Genomic DNA, 18478 nt, shown 5'->3' with positions numbered 1-18478 from the left:
AGATGCTGGCGGCCAACCCCGAGACCGGCGAGATCAAGCGTTTCCTCACCGGCCCCGTGGGCCAGGAGATCACCGGCGTGATCACCACCCCGGACCAGCGCACCATGTTCGTCAACGTGCAGCATCCAGGCGCCACCACCGAGGCCGACGCCTTCGCGGCAGGCGATCTGGTCAGCCACTGGCCGGACGGCGGCAGCGCCATCCCGCGCTCGGCCACCCTGGTGATCACCCGGGAAGACGGCGGCATCATCGGCGCTTAGGGAAACAAATACCTGCGCGAGCTAATCGCTGCGTTGCGTTCCATCTCGCTCGTCAATTTGTTTAGCCTTGAAGGTGGAAACACGAAGGCCCCACTCATGGCGGGGCCTTCTACGTAGCGCCGTAGCACCGACTACTCGAAGCTGAAACGCGGCTCCGGCGACTCGGGCAGCAGCGCGGCACAGGTGCGCACCTTCGAAAGCAGCTCACCGTGGCTATTCGCCACCAGGTTGACGTGGCCAAGCTTGCGCCCGGTGCGCTCGCTCTTGTCGTAGCGGTGCAGGTGGGCGTCAGCGATGGCGAGTATCGCCGCCGGGTCGCCCTCCTGGCCGATCACGTTGACCATGCAGGTGGGCATGCGCGCCGCGGTATCCCCCAGCGGCAGCCCCTGGATCGCCCGCAGATGGTTCTCGAACTGGCTGGTCACCGCACCGTCCATGGTCCAGTGGCCGGAGTTGTGCACGCGAGGTGCCATCTCGTTGGCCAGCAGGCTGCCGTCGGCGCCCTGGAACAGCTCCAGGGTCAGTACGCCCACGTAGTCGAGCTCGTCGAGCAGCGCCCGGATATAGTCGTCGGCGGTCTGCTGCACGCTGTCATCCAGGTCCGGCATCGGCGCCAGCGAATAGCGCAGGATGCCGTCAACGTGCTGGTTCTCGGCCATGGGGTAGAAGACCACTTCGCCGTCGCGGCCGCGCACGGCAATGATCGACACCTCGCGCACGAAGTCGACGAAGGCCTCGACGATCAGCCGAGGATGGCCGATGGCACGCCAGGCGTCAGCGGCGTCGGCGGGGTCGCGCAGCACCGCCTGGCCCTTGCCGTCGTAACCTTCGGTGACCGACTTGGCCACCACCGGGGCGCCCAGCTCCCGGGCAGCCGCCTCGAGTTCCTCGGCGCTCTCCACCAGGCGATAGGCCGGGGTGGGGATACCCAGGCGATCGAACAGCGCCTTCTCCTCGGCACGATTCTGGCAAACCCGGATCGCCTCGCTCGAAGGATAGACCGGCCTGACCTCCTCGATGGCCTGGACCAGCGCCACCGGCAGGTGTTCGAATTCATAGGTCACCAGATCCACCTTGGCCAGGAAGTCGGCGAGATGGTGCTGATCCGTATACACCATGACATCGCCGATGCCCGCGCTGGGGTGGCCGGTAGTGTCGAGGAAGGTGAAGCGGTTGGCCAGAGGGTAGCCGGCCAGGGCCAGCATGCGGCCAAGCTGGCCGGCACCGAGGACTCCGATGTTCATGATTCGCTCCTCACTCGTCGCTCTCCCTCAGGAATTGGGGCGCGGGTCGGGGTTGTCGAGCACCGTCTGGGTCTGCTCGGCGCGAAAGGCCTCGACGGCGGCACGCACCTTGGCATCCTGCAGGCCGACGATCTGTGCCGCCAGCAGGCCGGCATTGGTGGCGCCGGCTTTGCCGATGGCCAGCGTCCCCACGGCGATGCCGCCGGGCATCTGGGCGATCGACAGCAGCGAATCCAGGCCCTTGAGCGACTTGGACTCCACCGGCACGCCGAGCACCGGCAGCGGCGTCTGGGACGCCACCATGCCCGGCAAGTGCGCGGCGCCACCGGCGCCGGCGACGATCACCTGCAGGCCGCGTTCGGCGGCACTCTTGGCGTAGTCGAACAGCAGGTCCGGCGTGCGATGCGCAGAAACCACGCGGGTCTCGCAGGCCACGCCGAGGCGCTCGAGCATCGCCACGGCGTGCTCCATGACCGGCCAGTCGGACTTCGACCCCATGATCACGCCTACGCGTGGCTGCTCGTTGGAGGACTGCATGTGCGGCTCCCGGAAAATGGTGCTGGAAAGCGAAGGGCAGGTATTCTAACGGCGCCCGCAGGCGCCGTCATCTTGACCATTCGAACAATAGGGGGCCAGGCAGTCCGCCTGCCGACCCTCAACCGCTGCGAACACCGGCGGCGGCCAGCTCCCGCCGATGGGCGACCCAGTTGCCGCCGATGGCCAGGGTCATGACCACCACGCCCGCGATCTCGGCAGTCAGGTCGGGATAGAATACCGCCACGATGGCCGGCACGATGGCCAGGCGCGGCAACCACGACATGCGTGTGAAGAGATACCCCTCCAGGGCCGCGGCAAAGGCACAAAGTGCCAGGATCGCGATCAACCCATTCCATATCACCACCGGCACCGGGCCGCCAACGATGATCTCCGGGTTGAAGACCATGAACAGCGGGATCAGGTAGAGCCCCTTGGCGAATTTCCACGCCTGGAAGCCGGTTTCCATCGGCTTGCTGCCGGCGATGGCCGCCCCGGCGAAACCGGCCAAGGCTATCGGTGGCGTCACGTTGGAGTCCTGGGAGTACCAGAACACCACCAGGTGGGCGATCAGCAGCGGCACGCCGAACTCGGCGGTCAGCGCCGGACCCACCAGCACGATCAGTACGATGTAGCTGGCGGTGACCGGCAGCCCCATGCCCAGGATCAGGCTGGCCAGCAACACCATCAGCAGCGCCAGGACCAGGTTGCCGCCGGAGAATGCCATCATCATGGAAGAGAACTTCAGGCCCAGGCCGGTGAGGCCCACCACACCGACGATGATGCCGGCCACCGCACAGGCCATGGACACCGCCACGGCATTGCGCGCCCCGAGCTCGAGCCCCTGGACCAGCTTGACCAGTCCGGCCCAGAGCATGCCCTGGATACTGGAGAAGGTGACCGTCTGGCCCTGCCGTGGGGCGACGAAGAAGAACCACAGCGCATACCGCAGCACGGCCACGACCACCATGGTGATCACCGCATAGAAGCCGACCCGCATCGGCGACATGTTCATCACCAGCAGCCAGACCAGCACCCCCAGCGGCAGCAGGAAGTGCCAGCCATCCCGCATTACCTGGCGCATCTGTGGCAGCTCGGAACGCGGCAGGCCCTGCATGCCCTGCTTCAGCGCGATGATATGCACAAACAGGTAGACGGTGGCGAAGTACATGATCGCCGGCAGAATACTCACCTTGACCACGTCCAGATAGGGCGTATTGGTGTACTCGGCGATAAGGAAGGCGCCCGCTCCCATCAGCGGCGGCATGATCTGCCCACCGGTGGAGGCCGCCGCCTCGATACCCCCGGCCTGATGCGGCTTGTAGCCCAGACGTTTCATCAGCGGAATGGTGAAGGCGCCGGTGGTCACCACGTTGGCGATGGCGCTGCCCGAAATCGACCCCATGCCCGCCGAGGCGATGACCGCGGCCTTGGCCGGCCCCCCCCGCTGGCGCCCGGTAGCGGCATAGGCCATGTCGATGAAGAACTTGCCGGCGCCGGTGCTCTCGAGGAAGGCGCCAAACAACACGAAGATGAAGATATAGGTGGCCGCCACGCCCAGCGGCAGGCCGAAGATGCCCTCCTGCCCCAGGTAGAGCTGTCCCGCGAGACGGTCCAGGTTATAACCGCGATGTTCTAGGATGCCGGGCATCCACTGCCCAAGCCAGGGCAGTTCTCCGCGGGGGCCGGCGAAGGCATAGAGGATAGCCAGCGCGCCGATAATCGTCATGCCGAAACCCACCGCCCGGCGGCTGGCTTCCAGCACCGTGACCGTGGCGATGCAGCCGATGAGGATATCGGTCTGGCTCCAGAAGCCGGCGCGGCTGATAATCTCGTCCAGGAAGAGCACCAGATAGCCACCGGTGACCAAGGCACCGGCGAAGAAAATGACATCGATAAGCCAGCCCAACACGCCGCGCTTGCGACCCGGCCCGAACGCCGGAAACATCAGGAACGCCAGCATCATGATCAGCATCAGGTGGATGCTGCGCTGGTAGAAGAGGCCCAGCGGCTGGATGCCCGCCGAGTAAAGCTGGAACAGGGAAAGCCCCACCGCCACGATGGTGATCAACCACAGGACGAAGCGGGGCTGGATGGCGTTGCCACCCGGCATCACCACCGGTGGGTTTGTGGACTCGCTCATGGATTCCTCGTCAGACGTCGTCTGGCTTGCTCAGTTGTCGAGCATATTGAGTTGAATGGTGACCCGCTGGCCTGCGGCTTCATCGCTCAGGCTGACCCGGTGCGTCTCACCGTCGCGCTGCCATACTAACCGATGATCGACCTCAGGCGAGCCGACCCGCAAGACATAGCGGTTGTCGGGCACGGGCTCGTGGATATTCTCGATCCAGTAGCCGCCCTCCCCGTCGGAGACCTGCTCACCCCGCCCCCTTGTGTGGCCAAGGCCGGCGGCAAAATCGGGCTGATGGCTGCGCTCGAGCTCCATCCTGCCCTGGTGATGGCGGTAGCAGTCGAGTACCTGGAAATGCCTGACCGAGTGGTTCCAGCCCAGGCACCAGCGTGCACCCTCCGGCATTTCGATACGCACCAGCACGTCATCCTCGTCGGTTCGCACCTCGAGCCACTCGCCGCCAGCGGCCACTGCCGGGCCAATGCATAGCACACACAGCATCAGGGCGGACAACGTGGTCCGCCCTGATGTCATGGCTTGTCGCACTTCGGGACGCATGGTGTCGGGTCCCTGGCGTCAACTTCGCGCCATCACGGACGCAGGTCGTCCGGGATATCGGCCTCGATCTCCTCGAAATAGCGAATGGCACCGGGGTGCAGCGACACCGGAGTGGATTCCATGGTGAATTCCACGGTGGTGTCGTTGGCCGCCGGGTGCACGGCGATCAGGTCGTCGGTACGCTCGAACAGCAGCTTGGTGAGTTCATAGGCCAGCTCCTCGTCCATGTCGGAATTGACGACCAGAACGTTGGGGATGCTGATGGTTTGCACTGCCTCGTCCATTCCGTCGTACAGCCCGGCACGCAGCTCATAGGCAGCGAACACCGGCTCGGCTTCCCGGGCGTTGGCAACCTCCTCGTCGGAGAAGCCGATCAGGCGAATGTCGCGGGTCGCGGCCAGGTTGAGGATAGAACTGGTGGGCGGCCCAACGCTCCAGAAGCCGGCATCGATGTCGCCATCGCGAATGGCATCGGCGGTTTCGTTGAAGTTCAGTCGCTGGGGGGTGAAGTCGTCGTAACTGATGCCGTTGGCTTCCAGCAGAGCACGCGCGTTGAGCTCGGTACCGCTGCCCGGGGCACCGACGGAAACCCGCTTGCCCTCGAGGTCGGCCAGCGACTGCACGTCAGAATCGGCCAGGGTGACCAGCTGCACGGCGTTCGGATAGACCGAGGCCAGGGCGCGGATGTTCTCGATCTGGCGGCCTTCAAAGTCACCGGTACCGGACCAGGCCTGGTAGACGGTGTCCGCCAGGGCCAGTGCCAGGTCGGCATCGCCGCGCATGATCAGGCCCATGTTCTCCACCGAGGCACCGGTCACTTCAGCGGTAGCGCTGGCTCCCTCGATGTTGTCGTTGATCATCTCTGCAAAACCACCACCGATCGGGTAGTAGACGCCGCCGGTACCACCGGTGGCGATAGAGAGCTGCTGGGCTGCTGCCATGGGCGCAGTGACCAGCAGCGAGGCTGCCACTGCATACTTGAGAGCTCGCATGGAATTCCTCCGTCCTGAAACCGGACTGCTTGTGGTTGTTGAAGCTGTGATTGTTTTGCCTGCGCATGAGCGCTGCCTGACGATATCAGGCCCATCAGAAAACTAGCACGCCACCCATGGGGTAGCCACTCCGCACTTTCTACGTTTCTGAAAAGTTTCTGCAATCCCACCAAGGTCGGTGTTTCAGCCCGGCAGACCGTCGGGCCGTGCAATGAGCAGCATGCGTCCAAAGCTCACTACATAAAGCCAGAATGCCAATAGCCAGCACAGGAAAGGTGCCAGTACGCCCCCCACCAGGTAGTACTGCGGCCAAAGCAGCGGTACCGCGCTGCGCAGCAAGGTACCCATCGTCAGGCAGGCCATGGCCAGCCAGATCACCCGCGGAAGCTGCAGTGGCCGGCCGGTATGGCGCAGACCGGCGATGCAGAATACCGCCAGCACGGCACCGGCCACTGCACCGAAAAACAGCAGATGCCGCCCGGCATAGGCGGGCAGGCTTTCGCTCAGCGCTGCAATGCCCACCAGCGCGAGCCCCAGCATCAACCACACGTAGGCCAGCGTCAGCAGTAGCAGGTAGAGCCGCCCCATGGCCCGCCCCCAGGGCCACTCGGAGAGGCGGTCGGCCTGAGCCGCGGCTGCAGCCAGAGCGATCCAACCGCTGACCGGATGCCCCCTGGCCAGCAGATCGGCCAGCACGAACAGACACAGCGTGGTCACCGCCAGATGTTCGCGGGCCGGGGTAAAGCGCAGCGGCCGTTGGCTGCCACTCGTCGTCACAGCCACCATCGAAATGACACGCACGATGCGCGAAGCGGTCACGGCAATCATGACCAACAGCAGGTTGGCAGCCAGATGGAGCATGTCCAGCGAGCCCAGGGGCCCCGGCATCAGGCCAAGCCATGCCAAGTAGAAGCCGAGCTGAGCCAGCACGAAGAGTCCAGCCAGTACGCCAAGGCTGAGATGGCGCCGCCCTTCGGCCCCCAACAGGGCCGGCATCACCCAGGCCAGGACGCACAGGGGAAATGCCAGATTGACCGCCACCACCAGCCAGGGCGGCAGCGAGCCGACGAGCCAGAAGACGGCGCGACCAGCCAGCCATAGCCCTACCAACCCCGCCAGCCGAGCCCCGACCAGCGGCTCGACACGCGCCCAGGAGGGCACCGCCGTGAGTAGAAAGCCGGCCAATGCCGCCGTGACGAAGCCGAATAGCATTTCGTGCCCGTGCCAGAGCAGTGGCGATATGGCAGCTGGCAAGCTCAGCTGATGCAGCAGGCCGCCCACCCAGGGCAGCAACGCCAGCGGAGCGTAGAGCGCGGCCAACAGAAAAAAGGGCCGAAAGGCGTAGGCGAGGATGGGCCACGGCTGGCCGGCTCGCAGTGCGGCACTCGTTGACATATGGCGACTCCCTAGCCGGCATCCAGCTGGTTTTCGGCCAAATAGAAGCCATCATCGGGCAATCCACCACCAATGAAACCGGGAGAGAGGCCGGCCAGGGCACCGAGGAAGCGCTCCAGCTCAGCTCGTGCCTGGGCTGCACTGCGCACCTCCAGCCGGGTGCGCAGGATGGCGCCCTCGATCACCTGGGCCGGCAGCGGCGAGTGCTGCGCGCCCAAGTATCCCGCCTCACCGGGATTCGCTACCACCCAGGCCACCGCCTCAGAAACGGCTGCCTGTATTCCCCTTATCCACTCAGGGTGCGCCTCGAGCAGCTCGCGCCGACAGATCATGCCGGCCTGGGGCAGCGCCGGTGGTGTTCCGGTCAGCCGCCCCCACTCCGCCTGCAGGTCGAGTTCGGCTGGTGCCAGGTCGAGCGATACCGCCTGCAGTCGCGTGGAGGTGCGCATCGGTTCGGGCAGAACGGCGGCATCGATACGCTGCGCAAGGAAGGTCTGCACCGTCTCGAAAGGGCTGGCCTGGTAGGTGATGCGCAGGTCGCGGCCGACCTCGAGCCCCTCCCGAGCCAGCAGGAAGCGCAGCACCAGGTCGGGCATGTCACCACGCCAAGGCACCCCGATATGGTGCCCGGCCAGATCACCCAGGCTCCCCAGCGGTGCGGAATGTGCCAGCATGCCCAGGGTGCCCCAGACATTGACGTTCATCAGCACCACGGGCACGCCGCGGTTGTAGAGATTGGCCGCCACGTTGGTCGGCGTTGCGGTGAGCTGGACCTCGCTGCCGGCGATCCATGCTCGCAGCTGGTCGGGGTCTCGCCAGGCGCGCAGCTCGCGCTCACCAATCAGCGCGGTCAGCCGTTCATCCTGAAGCGCCCGGGCCAGAATCACTTGAGGCAAGCCAAGCGGAGATGCCACCTGAAAACCGTTGCCGGCGGCAAGACCAAGCCCTGGAAAGGCAGCCAGGGCAGCCGAGGCGGCGACGAGCTGCAGCAGCCGGCGGCGTTGAGAATCGATCATGCTGAAACCTCATCTTGGTGGAAAAGAAAGCTCTCGGCCACGGCAGGCTGACGCAACAGGGCACCGGCGGCCTCGTAGAGAAAGGCCGTGTCGCGCTCGGCGAAGGGCCGCTCGATGCGCTGCTCGTGCACGATGCACCCCGGCGAGGGCGACATCACCACCACGCGATGCCCCAGGCGCAGTGCCTCGGTCAAGTCGTGAGTGACCAATAGTGAGGCGATGTTGCGCCGGGCCAGCAGCCCGAGCAGCAACGTCTGGGCCTCGCTGCGAAGCCCCACGTCCAGGGCGCTGAAGGGTTCGTCGAGCAGGAGTAGGTCGGCGTCCACGGCAAGCGCCCTGGCCAAGGCAACGCGCTGCTGCATGCCGCCGGAGAGTTCATGCGGATAGTGGTCGTGACGCTCGGCCAGCCCCAGTTCGTCGGCCAGAGCCCGCGCCCGCGTCAGGCGTTCCTGCTGTGGCACGCCCATCGCCTTGAGCCCCAGCGCAATGTTGTCGAGCAGGCGCCGCCAGGGCAGCAGGCGCGGCTCCTGAAACACGACCGTGCTGCGGCGAAAATCATCGCTGACCCGTCCTTCGCAGGGCGTGACGAGACCTGCAGCGATGCGCAACAGCGTGGTCTTGCCGCATCCCGATGGCCCCACCAGACAGACCGACTCGCCGGGTGCAACCGTCAGGTCGATACCTTCGAGCGTGCGCTCACGGCCAAAGTCATGGCCAACCATTTCCAGTTTGAGCATTACTTTCCCCGTTGCCCGGCTTGTCGCCAGGGCTCCATGCGCCGCTGCAACGGGCGTAACAGGCCATGCTCAGTCGCCAGCAGCAGCGCTACCACGAGCACGATCCATGCCATGGCTGCGGCAGTGTCAAGATTGACCCTGGCCATGGCTAGCCCGGCACCGATGCCATCTTCGGTGGCAAACAGCTCGGCCATCACCGCCACCTTCCAGGCTACGCCCAGGGCAGTAATCAATGCGGGAAACACATACGACGCGATATGCGGCAAGTGGAAATCAAGCAGCCGCATCAGCGGCGGCACCGCAAACACGTCAGCCATCTCCTGCAGGCGCCGGTCCCGGGTCAGCGCCCCCATCTGGGCACCGGCGAAGCTGACCGGCAGCGACGTGGCCATCACCGTATACACCGTGGCCAGCGAACCGCTGCCGAACCAAAGAATGGCAAGTACGATCCAGGCGATCGGGGGGATGCCCAACAGTACGGTGGAAACCGGCTCCAGCGCCCTACCCAGGGTGCGCGACAGACCGGCGAGGATACCCAGCGCCGTGCCAACCAGGGCTGCCAGGACAAAACCCAGCATGGCGCGCCAGGCGGTGGCCCATACCGCCGCCGCCGCGCCCTCCTGCCACAGCCGGCCGAGAGCCGCCAACGCATCCCTCGGCCCCGGAAGCAGGAAACTGCCGTAAACCAGGCTACCCCACTCCCACAGTGCCACGAACAGCAGCACGCCGGTGAGGCTGCCACCCCAACCCAGCAGTGTTTCGACGCCGCGCGTCATTAGAGATCGTTTCATGGCCCCTCACACAGAAAATGAGCAAGAGCGATAACGGAAACATGGCGCTTTTCCGTGGCGCCTGTACCTGTTCATCAGCCTGCCTCAGGCAACGGCACCAGTTACTGACCGAGATCAAACAAGAATGATTATAAGATGCATTATATTTACCACATCAACCCGGAGGAGTCCCCATGCACGCCTATCGCCCCGTTTTACCTGCCCTGCCCCCCTTGGTCTTAACCCCCCTCGCCCTTGCCATGATCGCCGTAAGTCTGGGCTTGCCGGCTCAAGCCAACGATGGCGCTGCCTACGACCTGCCCAGCGTGACGGTCACGGCCAAGGGCTACGAGGCCGACGAACTCGATACCCCAAGCGCCACTCTGCGCCTCGACGCCAGCCGGGCACCCGCTACCGAAAGTGTCGGCAGTCTGTTTCGCGGCCAGCCAGGCACCGCCGTGTACGGCGACGCCAGCTGGGGCCAGAACCCGGTGCTACGCGGGCTGAAGAAGGAGAGCATCGTGCTGCAGGTGGACGGCGTACGGCTAAATTCGGCGCAACCCCAGGGTGCACTGGCCTCGTTTGCCAGCCTTGGCCTGCTCGACAGTGTCGAAGTGGTAAAGGGACCGGGGTCGGTACTGCACGGCTCCGGCGCGCTGGGCGGGGCCGTAAACCTGCGCATGCCGGAGGCCGAGTTCAGCGAGCAGCCCAGCGTTGGCGGGCGCTTCTCGACCAGCGCCGGCAGCGTAGACGACAGCATTGGCGGCGGCGCGATCCTCCAGCTCTCCAATGCCGACCACGCCCTGGTACTGGGCGCCACCGGCCGCGAGGTAGGCGACTACGACACACCGGAAGGGAATGTCGATAACAGCGGCTTCGAGTCGGGCGCCTTCCTGTTCAAGTACGCTTTCCGCCTGGCCGACGGACACCGGATCCAGTTAAACGTACAGGGTCAGGAGGACCGCGACGTCTGGTACCCTGGCTCGGCAAAGCCAGGCCCCATACCGGCACTCGGCACCCTGACCATTCATTCCCCACGTCAGGAGCGCGAACTCTATGAAGTGGCCTACGAAGGCCAGGTTGGACCCGGCACACTGGAAACCAGCCTCTACCGCCAGGAAGTGTTTCGTCAGATTCGGGCCTGGTCGAGCGGTCTCGAACGTAACCAGGTGTGGAATGACGTTACCTTTACCACCGATGGCGCTCGCGCTCAGTATCGCCTGCCCATTGGCGAGCGCCATCTGCTCACCCTGGGCGCCGAGGCATGGGAGATGACCGGCGACCCACAACGCTTCCAGTACCAGCCAGCGCCGTCCGACAACGCCGTAGCCACCTCACCCTTCCGTCATGGCGTGGTCGAGAGCCGCGGAGTATTCCTTCAGGATGAGATCATGTTCGACGACTGGACGCTGATGCTTGGCGCCCGCTACGACAGCGTGACCGGCGATGCCGATATCAAGGGCAGCGGGCCCAATGCTACAAGCGGGGGACTGCGCAGCGAGAGCGACACGGTTTCATGGTCGCTGGGCGCGATCTACAACGCCTCTCCCATGCTTAATCCCTATGTCAGCCTGGGGACTGCCTATCGCGCCCCCGACATGCGCGAGCGCTTCGAGGACGCGGCCCGTGGCGATGGCTACTTCCATATCGGTAACCCTCAGCTCGACCCGGAGCGCTCCACCAGCCTGGAGGTGGGCCTAAAGGGCCGCGGTGAGCGCGGCGAATACCGACTGGCCGCCTTCCACACCCGTATTGACGACTACATCGCAGGGCGCATCAGCGGCGACACCAACGCCCAGAACCAGCCCATCAAGCGCACCGAGAACCTCGACCGGGTCGAAATCCAGGGCCTGGAGGCAGGCTTCGTACTGCCCATCGACGGCCAGCTGGCGGGCGGGCACTGGCAGCTCGACGGCAGCCTCACCTGGCTGCGCGGTACCAACAAGCAGGATGACGAGCCGCTCTACCAGATGCCATCCCACGAGGCGTCCCTGGGCATCGGCCAGCAACCCCCCACTGGCTTCCACTGGCACGCGCAGGTACGGGGCGTCGCCAGCCAGGACCGCACTGCCGACGTTTTCTCCAACGGAAACGAGCGGACCACGCCGGGATACGCCACCGCCGACCTCGGTCTGGGCTGGCGCTTTGGCCCTGCGGCCGGCCTTTCGAGCCTGGAGGTGGGGGTCGAAGTCAACAATTTGTTCGATCGCGGCTACCGCGAACACCTGACCGATCAGCCCGTTGGCGATGAACTGCTGGCTCCCAGCCGCGGCGCCATCGCCACACTACGCGGGCGTTTCTGACCGACCGGCACCGCTGCCCGTTTGCCGGGCAGCGGTCGTTGCAACGTCAACAAAAGGGGCGAATAGGGACTGGCAAAAACCAAAAAAAGCCCCCATGATGTACCTGTCGCAATCGCCCATTGGAGCATCATGAGTACGGCATATCGCACGACAGGCGCGGACCTTCTCGACCCTCCGCGAAGTTGCCCTGACCTCGATGTCAGGGATTTGGAAAAACGTACACGCCTCATGCGCATCGTGACTCGGCTGATCGCCGTATCCGACCTGGGTTGCCGCGAGATCGCTCGCCGAGCCGGGTTGCCGACACAGAAGATCAGCGATCTGCTGGCCGGGCGCCTGGAACACCTTTCGCTGGATGAGCTGCGGCTTCTCTATCGCACCATCGACCCGGAAGGCGCCCCGCACTAGCCTTGCCCTACCCGAACCCATACCCAACGCCCGGTCACCACGACCGGGCGTTGTCATTCATGGCCATACGCGACAGGTCGCGATGCGCGCAGGCCGTTCCCTCGTTCGACGGCGCTCAGTCATAGGCTAGTCAGTGGATAGATAGTGCACGCTGAACAGTCCCTCGGCGTCGCTCCAGACCGCGCTTGGCCGATACCCCGCTCGCCTGGTCAACGCCTGGAAGCCGTCGCGGCTGTACTTGCAGGAGTTCTCGGTGTGCAGCGTCTCACCCGGCTCGAACTCGAAGCGGTGATCGTCGAGGACGAGCGTCTGCCGGCACTCGCTGACCAGGTGCATCTCGATGCGCGAGGCCGCCTCGTTGAAGAAGGCCCGATGGCGGAAGTTGCCGGGCTCCACCGAGGCTCCCAGTTCGTAACGCATGCGCTCCAGCAGATTGAGATTGAAGGCCGCCGTGACGCCGGCGGCATCGTTGTAGGCCGACTCGAGGATGTCGATATCCTTGACCAGATCGACGCCGATCAGCACCCCGCTGCCCGGGGGCAGGGCCCGGCGCAGCCCGGCGAGGAAGGCTTCGGCCTCGGCCGGCGCGAAGTTGCCGATGCTCGAGCCGGGAAAGAAGGCCACCACCCGTCGCCCTTCGACACCCGACGGCAAGCGCAGGCGCTCCGAAAAGTCCGCCCAGGCGGCATGCACCTCGAGCCAGGGGTAGTCGGCCGCCAGGCGGCGGGTGCTCTGCAGCAGGAAATCCCGGGAAATATCCACCCCCAGGTATCGGCTCGGGCGCATCGCTTCGAGCAGCAGTCGCACCTTGCGGCTGGCCCCGCTGCCCAGCTCGACCAGCAGCGACTCCGGCCCGACCAGCGCCGCGATCTCCTCGGCGGCCTCGGCGAGGATGCCCTCCTCGGTGCGGGTCAGGTAGTACTCGGGCTGGCGGCAGATCGACTCGAATAGCAGGGAACCCCGTTCGTCGTAGAAATACTTGGGCGACAAGGCCTTGGGGGAGCGACCCAGCCCGGCGATCACGTCGTCGCGAAACGACAGCCCCGTCTCGTCGACATGCTGGTCGTGAAAACGCACTGCAGTGGACATCGCTTACCCTCGCTGGCGAACGGTTCTGGCAGGGTTCGACAATACGTCGATCTGCGGGATGGCGTCGTACCATCGATTTGCCTTTAGACTGTGGCGGCAACGTCGACGTCTCATCAATCTAGAGCGAGCCTGACCATGCAGCAACCGCAGCAGCCCCTGGGGTTACAAGCGTTACGGGATATCGTCCTCGTTGGAGGCGGACACACCCACGTGGGGGTGTTGAAGCGCTTCGCCATGAAGCCCGAACCCGGCGTCAGGCTCACCGTGATCTGCCGCGACACCCATACCCCCTACTCGGGCATGCTGCCGGGCTATGTGGCCGGGCACTACACCTACGACGACGTGCATATCGACCTGCGCCGCCTGGCGGAGTACGCCGGGGCACGCTTCTTCCGCGACGAGGCCATCGGCATCGACCACGAGGCGCAGACCGTCCACTGCCGCTCGCGCCCGCCGGTGCCCTATGACTGGATGTCGATCAATATCGGCTCGACCCCCAGCGTGAATTCGGTCAACGGTGCCGGCGAGCATGCGGTGCCGGTCAAGCCGATCCATCAGTTCAACGACCGCTGGCAGAGGCTGCTCGAGCGTCTCTCGCACCCACACACCGGGCACCACCCCGGCCAGACCCGCGTCGCGGTAGTCGGCGGCGGCGCCGGCGGCGTCGAGCTGCTGCTGGCCATGCAGTACCGGCTGAGCAACGAACTCAGCGCCCAGGCCCGCGACCCGAGTGAGCTGCGCTTCTCCCTCTTCACCCGTGGCGCGCAGATCCTGCCGACCCACAACCCGCGGGTGCGCGCCCACTTCCAGGCCACCCTGGAGAACCGCGGCGTCGAGGTGCACACCGCCACCGACGTGGTCGGTGTCGAGGCGGGCCGGCTGCAGGCCGCCAACGGCAGCTGGCACGCCGCCGACGAGATCGTCTGGGTCACCAATGCCGGTGGGGCCGCCTGGCTGCGCGACACCCGCCTGGCACTCGACGACGACGGCTTTATCCAGGTCGGCGACACCCTGCAGTCGCTCTCCGACCCGCGCATCTTCGCCGCCGGCGATATCGCCAGCCAGGTCGACCATCCCCGCGAGAAGGCCGGGGTCTTCGCCGTGCGGCAGGGGCGCCCGCTGGCCGACAACCTGCGCGCCGCCGTGACCGGCCGCACCCTGTCGCCCTACCGCCCCCAGGCGCAATGGCTGGCGCTGATCAGCACCGGCGACCGTCACGCCGTGGCCTCCCGCGGCGGCCTCTTTCTCGCCGGCGACTGGGTGTGGCGCTGGAAGGACGGCATCGATCGGCGTTTCATGTCCAAGTTCAACGACTTGCCGCCGATGGAAGAAGGCGCAATGCGGGCGCCCCGGGCCAGCCGCGTGGCGCTGAACGAGGAGGAGAACGCCCAGGCGATCTCGGCCATCGCCATGCGCTGCGGCGGCTGTGGCGCCAAGGTCGGCGCCTCGGTGCTCTCCCGGGCCCTCTCGACCCTGCAGCCGGTGGAGCGGGACGAGGTGCTGGTGGGCCTTCACGCCCCGGACGATGCCGCCGTGGTACGGGTACCGCCGGGCAAGGACGTGGTGCATACCGTCGACTTCTTCCGCGCCTTCATCGACGACCCCTATGTGTTCGGCAAGGTCGCCGCCAATCACGCCCTGGGCGATATCTTCGCCATGGGCGCCGAGGCCCAGACCGCCACCGCCGTGGCCACCGTGCCCCAGGGCCTCGAGGCCAAGGTCGAGGACACCGTCTACCAGATGATGCGGGGTGCCGTTGAGGTGCTCAACGAGGCCGGATGCGCCCTGGTCGGCGGGCACACCGGCGAGGGCAGCGAGCTGGCCCTGGGCTTTGCCGTCAACGGCCTGATCGACGCCGGTGGAGCGAGCGACAGCCCCAAGGTAAAAGCGATCCTGACGAAAGGCGGCCTGCGCCCGGGCCAGGTGCTGATCCTGACCAAGCCCATCGGCACTGGCACCCTGTTCGCCGCCCATGCCCGGCTCGGCGCCCGGGGGCGCTGGATCGACGCCGCCCTGGAGAGCATGTGCCAGTCCAACCGGCAGGGGGCGAGCTGCCTGCGCGAACATGGCGCCACCGCCTGTACCGACCTCACCGGTTTCGGCCTGCTGGGGCACCTGGTGGAGATGACGCGCCCTTCCGGGGTGGATGCCGAACTCGACCTGACGGCGCTGCCGCTGCTCGAGGGCGCCGAGGAGACCGTCGCCGCCGGCATCCTGAGCTCCCTGCAGCCGGCCAACGTGCGCCTGCGCCGGGCCATCCACGACCAGGCCGCCTGGGTCGACCACCCCCGCTATCCGCTGCTGTTCGACCCCCAGACCGCCGGCGGCCTGCTGGCCAGCGTGCCCGCCGAGCGCGCCGAGGCCTGCCTCGCGGCCCTGCACGCCCTGGGCTACGCCCGGGCCGCCATCATCGGCCGCGTCCTCGAGGCTGGCGAAGCGCTGGAGCCCATCCACCTGAAGGGTTGAGGGCGAGATTAAACAGTCAGCCCACAGGCGGCGATAACCCGCGCCAACGCCTCCCGCTCCGCCGCGGGGCTGAACAGTGGTGCCCGCGCCAGCACCTGCTGGCGGAGCCGGTCGACGAAGGCCGGTTCGGCCTCTGCTCGGCACAACAGGGCCCTCAGGGCCGCAGTGTCTTCCACCGGGAAATAGCCGGCGTAGTCGTCGCCCAGCAGCCCGCGGTTTCCGGGGATATCGGAGGCCACCACCGGCAGGCCGGCCACGCAGGCCTCACTGACCACATTGGCGCCCCCTTCCATGCGCGAGCTGATCACCATCAGCCGTGCCCGGGCCATCCACTGGCGCACCCGCCAACGGGGCAGGTCGCCGAGCCAGCGGTAACGCGCGTTGCAGGCCATCTCCTCACGGGCGGCCTCGGCCCACTCCGGGCTGTGGGCGCCGCCGAGCTGCACCACGCACAACCGCGACGCCGATGGCAGATCGCGCACGGCCAGGGCCGTGCGCAGTGAGTCCTTCTCCTCGCGCAGGTGCCCGGCGACCAGCACCTCGAAACGGCGACGGACGGGCCCCGGGGCACGGGGCGGCAGCGGTAAGGCCGACTGGTGGACGACATGCAGACGCGACAGGAAGCGCGGCGGCAGATCCTCGGCCAGGCAGTCATGGAGGCCGATCAAGGCATCGCTGGCGGCGAGGCTGTCGAGAAACGCCTCCGGGTCGCTGTGCTGGAAGCGGTAGACGTCGGTTCCCGTCAGCACCACCACCAGCGGGCATGCCGGAAAGGCGGCGCGACAATCGCGAATGGCGGCGTGGCTGCGCACCGCATGCAGCGCCAGCACCAGGTCGGGGGGCTGGCCGTCCAGGCGGCAGCCATCGGCTCCGGCGTCGGATTGTGCAATGCGCACGCGACAGCCCAGGTCGTGCAGCAGCCCCGCCCAGCGGTTGGCCGTGGTCCGGTTGCCGGCATGAGACCCTCGACGCGCCGGCGTGATCAGCGCTACCTTCAACACTATCTCGACTCCCTATCTCGACTACTTAGCTCGACTCCCTATCCTTGCTCCCTGAGCGCTCCACTTCGACGAGGTCGGCATGCTCTCCACACCACTCAGCACACCGCCTACGCCACCCCGGCCCGCCGTCGAGCTGGCGGCAATGCTCACCGATGCGCGGACGCGCAGCCTGGCGCTGATGCAGGACACCCTGGAGGCCCGCGAGCTCGGTCCACGGCTGGCGATCGTCAATCCACCGCTGTGGGAGCTGGGCCACCTGGGCTACTTCCACGACCATTTCGCCCTACGCGGCCTATTTGGCCTGCCCGACTACCAGATCGCCGAGGCCGAGCGGCTGTTCGATTCCAGCAGCATCGCCCATGACGACCGTTGGTCGCTACCGCTTCCTTCACGGGAGCAAACCCTGGCGTACCTGTCGCGGGTCCAGCAGGCCATGCTCGAACGCCTGCCCGACGGCGAGGCCAGCTCGGCCCAGAGCTATGTCTACCAGCTCACCACCCTGCACGAGGACATGCACGGCGAGGCCTTCCTCTACACACGCCAGACCCTTGGCGACCCGGCCCCCGACCTGGGCACGCCACCGCCGTGGTTCGCGCCTGGCGAGCCCGCTGCCGGCGCGCTGCCCGGCGACGTCGCCATCCCCGGCGGACGCCATCTGCTGGGCTCAGACGAAAGCGTTCCCTTCCGGTTCGACAATGAAAAGGCGCCCATGGAGGTCCATGTGGCGCCCTTCTCGATCGCCAAGGCGCCGGTGACCAACGCCGAGTTCGCCGCCTTCGTCGACGACGGCGGCTATACGCGACGCGAACTGTGGAGCGAGGCCGGCTGGCGCTGGTGCGAGCAACAGGGCCTGCAGGCACCCGTCTACTGGCGCAAGGACGCCAACGGCCACTGGGAGGAGCGCCGCTTCGACCGCTGGCTGCCGCTGGCCCCCCATCAGCCGGTGGTGCATGTCAGCTGGTTCGAGGCCGAGGCCTGGTGTCGCTGGGCCGGTCGACGCCTGCCCAGCGAAGCCGAATGGGAGGTCGCCGCCAGCCGCGAGCCAACACCCGACGGGGCGTCACTCGCCCCCGGCAAGCGGCGTTTCCCCTGGGGCGACACGCCGCCGGATGCCCGGCTGGCCAACCTGGACGGCTGGCGCCTGGCACCGCTGGACGTGGCGGCACTGCCCGACGGCGACAGCGCCTTCGGCTGCCGACAGATGCTCGGCAACGTCTGGGAGTGGACGGCCTCACCCTTCGGCCCCTTCCCGGGCTTCGAGCCCGAGCTGTACCGCGACTACTCGGCGCCCTGGTTCAAGGAGGGCCGCTACGTGCTGCGCGGCGGGGCCTGGGCCACCCGGGGGCGGCTGATTCATAACGGCTACCGTAATTTCTTCACCCCGGAGCGCCAGGACATCCTGGCGGGGTTTCGTACCTGCGCGCTCTAAGGGGGGTAGAGACCCGGGATGAGAGGGGATAGAGCGCACATTTTCGGTATCATGCTCGCTCCGGTTCCCCAGACGCTATTCTGAATCGACCGCTTCATTCTCAACTGGCCACGTTCGCTTGCCACTTCGTTGAAAGGACTTCACA

16 protein-coding genes are annotated in these 18478 nt (G+C 66.4%); 5 read left to right on the top strand and 11 right to left on the bottom strand.

Annotation, left to right across the window (positions count from 1 at the left end; translation table 11 throughout):
- The coding region (locus DU505_RS15585) for an alkaline phosphatase PhoX (protein WP_114479908.1) at window positions 1-260 on the top strand (260 nt) is incomplete at its 5' end.
- A 131-nt stretch (window positions 261-391) separates the two neighbouring features.
- On the opposite strand, the gene DU505_RS15580 is transcribed toward DU505_RS15585, so the two are convergent.
- The 9 genes from DU505_RS15580 to DU505_RS15540 all read right to left on the bottom strand — a co-directional run bounded on the left by DU505_RS15580 (window position 392) and on the right by DU505_RS15540 (window position 9658).
- Window positions 392-1504 (bottom strand): 5-(carboxyamino)imidazole ribonucleotide synthase, encoded by a 1113-nt coding sequence (locus DU505_RS15580; protein WP_114479907.1) that lies wholly within the window; start codon window positions 1502-1504, stop codon window positions 392-394.
- Window positions 1505-1531: 27 nt separating this feature from the next.
- Window positions 1532-2041, bottom strand: a complete 510-nt coding sequence (purE, locus tag DU505_RS15575; protein ID WP_114479906.1) for a 5-(carboxyamino)imidazole ribonucleotide mutase — start codon at window positions 2039-2041, stop codon at window positions 1532-1534.
- A gap of 118 nt (window positions 2042-2159) precedes the next feature.
- A complete protein-coding gene (locus tag DU505_RS15570; protein ID WP_114479905.1) occupies window positions 2160-4181 on the bottom strand; it encodes a TRAP transporter permease in 2022 nt (673 codons plus the stop codon).
- Between the two features lie 30 nt (window positions 4182-4211).
- The gene (locus DU505_RS15565) at window positions 4212-4703 is read right to left on the bottom strand and encodes a DUF1850 domain-containing protein (protein WP_422667047.1); all 492 of its coding nucleotides are present in this window, start codon (window positions 4701-4703) and stop codon (window positions 4212-4214) included.
- A 56-nt stretch (window positions 4704-4759) separates the two neighbouring features.
- Window positions 4760-5719 carry a TAXI family TRAP transporter solute-binding subunit gene (locus DU505_RS15560; RefSeq protein ID WP_114479903.1) on the bottom strand — a complete coding sequence of 320 codons (960 nt, stop codon included), beginning with the start codon at window positions 5717-5719 and terminating at the stop codon, window positions 4760-4762.
- Between the two features lie 183 nt (window positions 5720-5902).
- Window positions 5903-7114, bottom strand: coding sequence for an NnrS family protein (locus DU505_RS15555; RefSeq protein WP_114479902.1), 1212 nt, complete (start codon window positions 7112-7114; stop codon window positions 5903-5905).
- Window positions 7115-7125: 11 nt separating this feature from the next.
- Window positions 7126-8130: an ABC transporter substrate-binding protein gene (locus DU505_RS15550; protein ID WP_114479901.1), complete on the bottom strand. Its 1005-nt coding sequence runs from the start codon at window positions 8128-8130 to the stop codon at window positions 7126-7128.
- Window positions 8127-8867, bottom strand: coding sequence for an ABC transporter ATP-binding protein (locus tag DU505_RS15545; RefSeq protein ID WP_114479900.1), 741 nt, complete (start codon window positions 8865-8867; stop codon window positions 8127-8129). The genes DU505_RS15550 and DU505_RS15545 overlap by 4 nt, the downstream gene beginning before the upstream one ends.
- Window positions 8867-9658, bottom strand: a complete 792-nt coding sequence (locus DU505_RS15540; RefSeq protein WP_114479899.1) for an ABC transporter permease — start codon at window positions 9656-9658, stop codon at window positions 8867-8869. Before DU505_RS15540 ends, DU505_RS15545 begins: the two co-directional genes overlap by 1 nt.
- A gap of 173 nt (window positions 9659-9831) precedes the next feature.
- Between DU505_RS15540 and DU505_RS15535 the strand changes: the two genes are divergently transcribed.
- Window positions 9832-11940 carry a TonB-dependent receptor gene (locus tag DU505_RS15535; RefSeq protein ID WP_114479898.1) on the top strand — a complete coding sequence of 703 codons (2109 nt, stop codon included), beginning with the start codon at window positions 9832-9834 and terminating at the stop codon, window positions 11938-11940.
- Window positions 11941-12069: 129 nt separating this feature from the next.
- Window positions 12070-12348, top strand: coding sequence for an XRE family transcriptional regulator (locus DU505_RS23000; RefSeq protein WP_114479897.1), 279 nt, complete (start codon window positions 12070-12072; stop codon window positions 12346-12348).
- Window positions 12349-12474: 126 nt separating this feature from the next.
- Here the strand turns inward: DU505_RS23000 and egtD are convergent, their stop codons facing one another.
- Entirely contained in the window at window positions 12475-13437 is a 963-nt protein-coding gene (gene egtD, locus DU505_RS15525) for an L-histidine N(alpha)-methyltransferase (protein WP_114479896.1), read from the bottom strand.
- Between the two features lie 135 nt (window positions 13438-13572).
- Between egtD and selD the strand changes: the two genes are divergently transcribed.
- The gene (gene selD / locus DU505_RS15520; RefSeq protein ID WP_114479895.1) at window positions 13573-15903 is read left to right on the top strand and encodes a selenide, water dikinase SelD; all 2331 of its coding nucleotides are present in this window, start codon (window positions 13573-13575) and stop codon (window positions 15901-15903) included.
- 8 nt (window positions 15904-15911) lie between these two features.
- Here the strand turns inward: selD and senB are convergent, their stop codons facing one another.
- On the bottom strand, window positions 15912-16904 hold the full coding sequence (gene senB / locus DU505_RS15515; protein WP_220250813.1) for a selenoneine biosynthesis selenosugar synthase SenB: 993 nt from the start codon (window positions 16902-16904) through the stop codon (window positions 15912-15914).
- Between the two features lie 79 nt (window positions 16905-16983).
- On the opposite strand from senB, the gene senA reads away from it, so the two are divergent.
- Window positions 16984-18333: a selenoneine synthase SenA gene (gene senA / locus DU505_RS15510; protein ID WP_114479894.1), complete on the top strand. Its 1350-nt coding sequence runs from the start codon at window positions 16984-16986 to the stop codon at window positions 18331-18333.
- The last annotated feature ends 145 nt before the right edge of the window (window positions 18334-18478 follow it).

Origin of the sequence: Billgrantia montanilacus, assembly GCF_003336675.1 — a bacterium.
Classification (GTDB): domain Bacteria; phylum Pseudomonadota; class Gammaproteobacteria; order Pseudomonadales; family Halomonadaceae; genus Halomonas; species Halomonas montanilacus.
Note: the sequence above shows the minus strand (reverse complement) of the source record. Positions and strands in the feature narration are given on the sequence as shown.